Below are 7,097 nucleotides of genomic sequence, written 5' to 3' on the forward strand. Positions count from 1 at the left end.
TGAACCCTGTGGGAGCGGGSTTGCTCGCGAAAGCGTCCWGTCAGTCACCGCAAGCGTTTTTTCATCATGGTCCTGTTGTTCATCACTGTGGTGATCAACTACCTGGACCGCAGCAACCTGTCGATTGCCGCCCCGGCATTGACCAGTGAGTTGGGCATCGATCCGATCCACGTCGGCCTGATCTTCTCTGCCTTCGGCTGGACCTACGCCGCGATGCAAATCCCCGGCGGCTGGCTGGTGGATCGCGTGCCACCGCGCATCCTTTACAGCGTCGCCTTGTTGCTGTGGTCGGTTGCCACGGTGATGCTCGGCTTCGCCGGCAGCTTCATCGCGCTGTTCGTGTTGCGCATGGCGGTCGGTGCCCTGGAAGCACCGGCGTATCCGATCAACAGCCGCGTGGTCACCACCTGGTTCCCCGAGCGCGAGCGCGCCACGGCCATCGGTTTCTACACCTCCGGGCAATTCGTCGGCCTGGCCTTCCTGACGCCGGTACTGGCCTGGCTGCAGCATGAATTCGGCTGGCACATGGTGTTCGTCACCACCGGCGCGGCGGGCATTCTGTGGGCGGTGATCTGGTACGCGGTGTATCGCGAGCCCCGGGATTTCAAAGGCGCCAATGACGCGGAAATCGACCTGATCCGCGAGGGCGGCGGGTTAGTGGATATCCAGGCTGAACAAGCCAAAGTCAAAGCCAAATTCAGCTGGACCGATCTCGGTATCGTTCTGAGCAAACGCAAGTTGTGGGGCATCTACCTCGGCCAGTTTTGCCTCAACTCGACGTTGTGGTTTTTTCTGACGTGGTTCCCGACCTACCTGGTGAAATATCGCGGCATGGACTTCATCAAGTCCGGCCTGTTGGCGTCACTGCCGTTTCTCGCAGCCTTCGTCGGCGTGCTGTGTTCGGGGTTCTTCTCCGACTGGTTGATCCGTCGCGGCTACACGGTAGGTTTCGCCCGCAAGTTGCCGATCATCAGCGGCTTGCTGATCTCCACCTCGATCATCGGCGCCAACTTTGTCGAGTCGACGCCGCTGGTGATTGCCTTCCTCGCACTGGCGTTCTTCGGCAATGGCCTGGCTTCCATCACCTGGTCGCTGGTGTCGACGCTCGCCCCGGCGCGATTGCTCGGGCTGACCGGCGGGGTGTTCAACTTCATCGGCAACCTGTCGGCGATTGCCACGCCTATCGTGATCGGCTTCCTCGCGACAGGTGATTCTTTCGCCCCGGCGATCACCTACATCTCGGTGCTGGCGTTGATTGGTGCACTTTCCTACATCTTGCTGGTGGGTAAGGTCGAGCGTATCAAGTTGTAGTCGTGGCATTCGGGCGACCATAATGCCGCCCGTTCACTCGCTCAACGGTAAAGGCTGGATATGCAGGAAGACGCCCCAAAAATCGCCAAGGATGCCGCTCCGACCGGCACCCAGACCCTGCTTCGCGGGCTGGGTGTGGTTCAGGCCGTGGCCAGCGGCGCCCGCGATCTCAAGGAAATCGCCCGGCTGATCGGCACCACGCGTAGCACCACCCATCGCCTGGCCAGTTGCCTGGTGGACGAGCGTTATCTGCGGGTGGTGCCGCAAGTCGGTTATCTGCTGGGGCCGAAACTGATCGAGTTGGGCTTTCAGGCCCGTGAAGAATTGCCGTTGGTGACCCTGGCCGGGCCGTATCTGGATGAGTTGTCGGCGTTGACCGGCGACACCATTCACCTGGCCATTCGTGAAGGCGACGAAGTGCTGTACCTGCACAAGAATCCGGGGCGCAATGGCCCGGAAATGCGCTCGCGGGTCGGCCATCGCATGCCGTTGGCGCGTACCGGGATCGGCAAGGCGCTGATGCTCGATGATTCGCCGCAAGAGTGGCAGCGCCTGTACGAAGTCAGCCTGCCGGTGGGTGGGAAAAATCAATTCTGGCCGCAGCACCCGGAGCAATCCTGGGAGCAGTTCGAGCAGCGTATGGTCGAGTACGTGGCCGGCGGCTACGCCTTCGATCTGGAAGATAACGAGCCGTCGATCCGTTGCGTGGCGGCGCCGGTCCGCGATGCCAGCAAGCGCATCGTCGCCGGCATCAGCATCGCCAGCACCGTGCCGTACATGCCGCTGGAAAAGATGGCCGAGCTGATTCCCCTGATCAAAGGGGTCACGGCCCGGCTGTCGGCGGAGCTTGGTTTGAAGGTTTAAGCCTTGAAGGTTCAGAGCTTCAATGTCGCCATGTCGATGACGAAGCGGTATTTCACGTCACCTGCAATCATGCGGGCGTAAGCCTCGTTGATCTGGTGGATGTCGAGCATTTCGATGTCACAGGTGATGTTGTGCTCGGCGCAGAAATCCAGCACTTCCTGGGTTTCGGCGATGCCGCCGATCAGCGAGCCGGCCAGCACCCGTCGCCCCAATACCAGTTTGGCTGCATGCACCGGTGGCTCCACCGGTTCGATCAACCCCACCAGAATATGCACGCCGTCGAAACGCAGCGTATCGAGGTAAGGGTTGAGGTCGTGCTGCACCGGAATGGTGTCGAGCAGGAAATCGAAGTAACCGGCGGCAGCCTGCATCCGGGCGTCATCGGTGGACACGATCACATGGTCCGCGCCCTGACGGCGAGCCTCTTCGGCCTTGCTTGCCGAACGGGTGAACAGCGTCACTTCGGCGCCCATGGCCTTGGCGAACTTGATGCCCATATGGCCGAGGCCGCCCATGCCGAGAATCCCGACCTTGTCGCCGGGCTTCACGCCGTAATGCTTGAGCGGCGAGTAGGTGGTGATGCCGGCGCACAGGATCGGCGCGGCGCTGGCCAGGGCCAGTTTCTCGGGGATGCGCACCACGAAGTGCTCGCTGACCACGATGCTGTCGGAGTAACCGCCCATGGTGTTGCTGCCGTCGACCCGGTCCGGGGTGGCGTAGGTCATGGTCGGGCCTTCGAGGCAGTATTGCTCGAGGTTGGCCTGGCAAGCTTCACAGCTGCGGCACGAGTCGACCATGCAGCCGACACCGACCAGATCGCCGACTTTGTGCTTGGTGACATTCGCACCGACGGCGGTAACTTTGCCTACGATTTCGTGGCCAGGCATCAGCGGGTAAACGGCAATGCCCCACTCGTTGCGGGCCTGATGGATGTCGGAATGGCAGACGCCGCAGTAGAGAATCTCGATGGCAACGTCGTCAGCCCGTGGACTGCGGCGTTCGAATTTGACCGGGGCGAGGGGAGTGGTGGCCGACTGGGCGGCGTATCCGATGGCGGTGTACATGGTGAACCTCGCTAAAGCGCTGATGGGTGAGGTGGTTCATTCTGGGCGTCGTCCCCAGTACCGGCCATGGCGATTCCTCCGGGTGTCATGCCTATTCCTCCGGCATGCGGGTGTGAGCCGTCGAATTGGTCAGCGGATCTGCGATGATGCTTTCGTCCCTTTTTCCGTGATTTTTTTGTGAAGAGCTCCGATGCTGTTGACCCGTCACCTTGATGCCAATGCCCCCCTGGTTTCGCTGATCGAACCACTGTCCACCCGCGATGGTTTCGTCCCGACCGCATTACCCGGCGTGCAGGTTCTGCGTGCCAGTTGCGATGTGGCCCGTGGGCCGCAGATCTACGAACCGAGCCTGGTGATCATCGCCCAGGGCAGTAAACTGGCGTATCTGGGGCCGCGCACCCTTGAATACGGGGCAGGGCACTATCTGATTCAGGCCCTGCCGGTGCCGTTCGAGTGTGAAACCTTTGCCGCGCCGGACGGGCCGATGCTCGGCGTGTCGGTCGCGATAGACCGGGTGATGCTGGGCGAGTTGGTGTTGGCGATGGGCTTGGCACCGGGGCGGCATATTCCGGCGCAAACACCGGAGTCGATGACCTCGGCAGTGCTCGATGACGCCATGCGCGGTTGTGTCGAACGGCTGCTGCGGTGCCTGCACGATCCGCTGGAGAGCCGGATCATGGGGCAGGCGCGCTTGCGCGAGTTGTTGTTCGTTGCGTTGCGCGGACCTCAGGCAGATGTGCTGCGGGCGCTGGTCGAGCAACAGGGGCAGTTCGCGCGGATCGCGGCCTCGCTCAATCATCTGCATGCGCATTTCACCGAACCGTTGAATGTTGAAACGCTGGCCAGTTGCGCGAACATGAGCCTTTCGACGTTCCACGAGCATTTCAAGCGCAGCACGTTATTGTCGCCGGTGCAGTACCTGAAACGCCTGCGCTTGCTCAAGGCGCAGGCATTGCTGATGGCCGAGGGACTGGGCGTGGCGCAGGTGGCGCATCGGGTGGGGTATCAGAGCACGTCGCAGTTCAGTCGCGAGTACAAGCGCTACTTCGAGCGTAATCCGGGGGATGAACGCGCAGCCTGAATTGGCAATGGGTCTCCTGTAGGAGCGAGCCTGCTCGCGATGAGGGCGTACCAGTCGGCATCAATGTTGTCTGATGCGCCGCTATCGCGAGCAGGCTCGCTCCTACATTGGTTTTATGGTGTGGCTCAAACCACAGGCAACAAAAAGGCCCCCGTTTCGGGAGCCTTGATGTTCGCGGTTCGGCTTACATGTTCGGGTAAGTCGGGCCGCCAGAGCCTTCCGGTGTCACCCAGGTGATGTTCTGTGCAGGGTCCTTGATGTCGCAGGTCTTGCAGTGAACGCAGTTCTGGGCGTTGATCTGGAAGCGCTTCTCGCCGTCTTCCTTGGTGATCACTTCATACACACCAGCCGGGCAGTAACGCTGGGCAGGCTCATCGTACAGCGGCAGGTTCTTGCTGATCGGGATGCTTGGATCGGCCAGCTTCAGGTGGCACGGCTGCTCTTCTTCGTGGTTGGTACCGGAGATGAACACCGAGCTGAGCTTGTCGAAGCTGATCTTGCCGTCGGGTTTCGGGTAGTCGATCTTCTTGCAGTCGGCCGCCAGCTTCAGGCAAGCGTAATCCGGCTTGGTGTCGTGCAAGGTGAACGGCAGTTTGCCGCCGAAGATGTTCTGGTCCAGCCAGTTGAAACCACCACCGACGATGGCGCCGAACTTGTGGATCGCCGGGCCGAAGTTGCGGCTGGCGAACAGTTCTTCGTAGAGCCAGCTCTTCTTGAATGCGTCGACGTAAGTGGTCAGTTCTTCGGTGCCATCCTTGTCGGCGAACAGTGCATCAGCCACGGAATCGGCGGCGAGCATGCCGGACTTCATCGCGGTGTGGCTGCCCTTGATCTTGGCGAAGTTCAGGGTGCCGAGGTCGCAACCGATCAGCGCGCCGCCCTTGAAGACCATTTTCGGCAGCGAGTTCAGGCCGCCCTTGCAGATGGCGCGGGCGCCGTAGCTGATGCGCTTGCCGCCTTCCAGGTACTGCTTGAGCACCGGGTGATGCTTGAGGCGCTGGAACTCGTCGAACGGCGACAGGTAGGTGTTGCTGTAGGACAGGTCGACGATCAGACCAACCACTACCTGGTTGTTTTCCAGGTGATAGAGGAACGAACCACCGGTGTTCTCGGTGCCCATGATGTCCATCGGCCAACCGGCGGTGTGCACCACCAGGCCAGGCTGGTGCTTGGCCGGGTCGAYTTCCCAGATTTCTTTCAGGCCGATGCCGTAGTGCTGGGCATCAGCGTCAGTGTCCAGGTTGAAGCGCTTGATCAGCTGCTTGCCGATGTGGCCACGGCAGCCTTCGGCGAACAGCGTGTACTTGCCACGCAGCTCCATGCCCGGGGTGTACAGGCCTTCCTTCGGATGGCCTTCGCGATCGACGCCCAGGTCACCGGTGATGATCCCGCGCACCACGCCGTTCTCGTCGATCAACGCTTCCTGAGCGGCGAAGCCCGGGTAGATTTCTACGCCCAGGTTTTCGGCCTGCTGGGCCAGCCAGCGGCACAGGTTCCCGAGGGAGATGATGTAGTTGCCTTCGTTGTGCATGGTCTTGGGCACAAAGAAGTCTGGAACTTTCTGCGCGCTTTCAGCGTTCTTAAGAACGAAGATGTCGTCGCGGGTGACGGGCGTGTTCAGCGGCGCGCCAAGTTCTTTCCAGTCCGGGAACAGTTCGTTCAGGGCGCGTGGTTCGAACACGGCACCGGACAGAATGTGAGCACCGACTTCGGAGCCTTTTTCGACCACGCAGACGCTGATTTCCTTACCGGCTTCGGCGGCCTTCTGCTTCAAGCGGCAGGCGGCGGAAAGACCAGCGGGGCCGGCACCGACGATGACCACGTCGAATTCCATGTATTCGCGTTCCACAGGTTATCTCCTACTCAAGGCTCAACAGTTTTTTTTCTAATTTGGAGGTTGGGTGTCGCATCCATGAATCCCGGCACAACGCCGGAAGCGGACAATCGATTGACCACCTTTCTCTTTGGGTGGCGCATTATATCTACACCACTCTCAGCGTCCAATACAAACGTTTGTTTGAATTGGCTCAAAGCCAGAGAAATCAAAGTCACGCGCCTTATGAACGGCTATTTTGCCGTATTGACCGGAATAGGCGTTCCGGTCAAGATACGGGCGGTTTTGCGCTCGCCGTAGGCTGGCTGTTGGTTTCAAGAGCACCTCTAAAGACAGGGCGATGGCAGTAGAGAGTGATGCACTGCGTGGGGTTGATGCGCAGTTTACACGCCGCGATGTTGAATGACTCGTCAGTCACCACTGACGAACGGTCATTCACATGATGAGCGATGGTCACTTGACACGTTTGCCGGCGTTTTTAGAGGTGCCCTTGCGCCCGATGAGCATCAACCGCCAGGTTCGCCTAGGCGACTTTCTTTTCACCGGAGAGTAACGAGGAATCCATGAAGGTTCTTGTAGCTGTCAAACGCGTTGTGGATTACAACGTCAAGGTCCGCGTCAAGGCGGACAATTCCGGCGTCGATCTTGCCAACGTCAAGATGTCGATGAACCCGTTCTGCGAGATCGCCGTTGAAGAAGCCGTACGCCTGAAAGAGAAAGGTGTTGCGACTGAAATCGTCGTCGTCTCCGTCGGCCCGTCCACCGCTCAAGAGCAACTGCGCACTGCGCTGGCTCTGGGTGCCGACCGCGCCATCCTCGTCGAATCCGCCGAAGATCTGACTTCCCTGGCCGTTGCCAAACTGTTGAAAGCTGTTGTCGACAAGGAACAGCCTCAGCTGGTGATCCTTGGCAAACAGGCCATCGACAGCGACAACAACCAGAC

6 protein-coding genes are annotated in these 7,097 nt (G+C 60.2%); 4 read left to right on the forward strand and 2 right to left on the reverse strand.

What is annotated here, in order from left to right; all coding sequences use genetic code 11:
- Positions 1-66: 66 nt before the first annotated feature.
- Positions 67-1,311, forward strand: coding sequence for an MFS transporter (locus tag AB4Z35_RS18690; RefSeq protein WP_442098586.1), 1,245 nt, complete (start codon positions 67-69; stop codon positions 1,309-1,311).
- A 60-nt stretch (positions 1,312-1,371) separates the two neighbouring features.
- On the forward strand, positions 1,372-2,175 hold the full coding sequence (locus tag AB4Z35_RS18695) for an IclR family transcriptional regulator (protein ID WP_116263302.1): 804 nt from the start codon (positions 1,372-1,374) through the stop codon (positions 2,173-2,175).
- A gap of 11 nt (positions 2,176-2,186) precedes the next feature.
- Here the strand turns inward: AB4Z35_RS18695 and AB4Z35_RS18700 are convergent, their stop codons facing one another.
- Positions 2,187-3,239, reverse strand: coding sequence for an NAD(P)-dependent alcohol dehydrogenase (locus AB4Z35_RS18700; RefSeq protein ID WP_442098587.1), 1,053 nt, complete (start codon positions 3,237-3,239; stop codon positions 2,187-2,189).
- A gap of 190 nt (positions 3,240-3,429) precedes the next feature.
- Between AB4Z35_RS18700 and AB4Z35_RS18705 the strand changes: the two genes are divergently transcribed.
- Positions 3,430-4,320, forward strand: a complete 891-nt coding sequence (locus tag AB4Z35_RS18705; RefSeq protein WP_442098588.1) for an AraC family transcriptional regulator N-terminal domain-containing protein — start codon at positions 3,430-3,432, stop codon at positions 4,318-4,320.
- Between the two features lie 184 nt (positions 4,321-4,504).
- Here the strand turns inward: AB4Z35_RS18705 and AB4Z35_RS18710 are convergent, their stop codons facing one another.
- Entirely contained in the window at positions 4,505-6,169 is a 1,665-nt protein-coding gene (locus AB4Z35_RS18710; RefSeq protein ID WP_442098590.1) for an electron transfer flavoprotein-ubiquinone oxidoreductase, read from the reverse strand.
- 548 nt (positions 6,170-6,717) lie between these two features.
- Between AB4Z35_RS18710 and AB4Z35_RS18715 the strand changes: the two genes are divergently transcribed.
- Positions 6,718-7,097 (forward strand): electron transfer flavoprotein subunit beta/FixA family protein (locus AB4Z35_RS18715; RefSeq protein ID WP_442098592.1); only part of this gene is annotated, 380 nt, incomplete at its 3' end.

It is taken from the genome of Pseudomonas sp. KB_15, from assembly GCF_052114525.1.
GTDB lineage: Bacteria > Pseudomonadota > Gammaproteobacteria > Pseudomonadales > Pseudomonadaceae > Aquipseudomonas.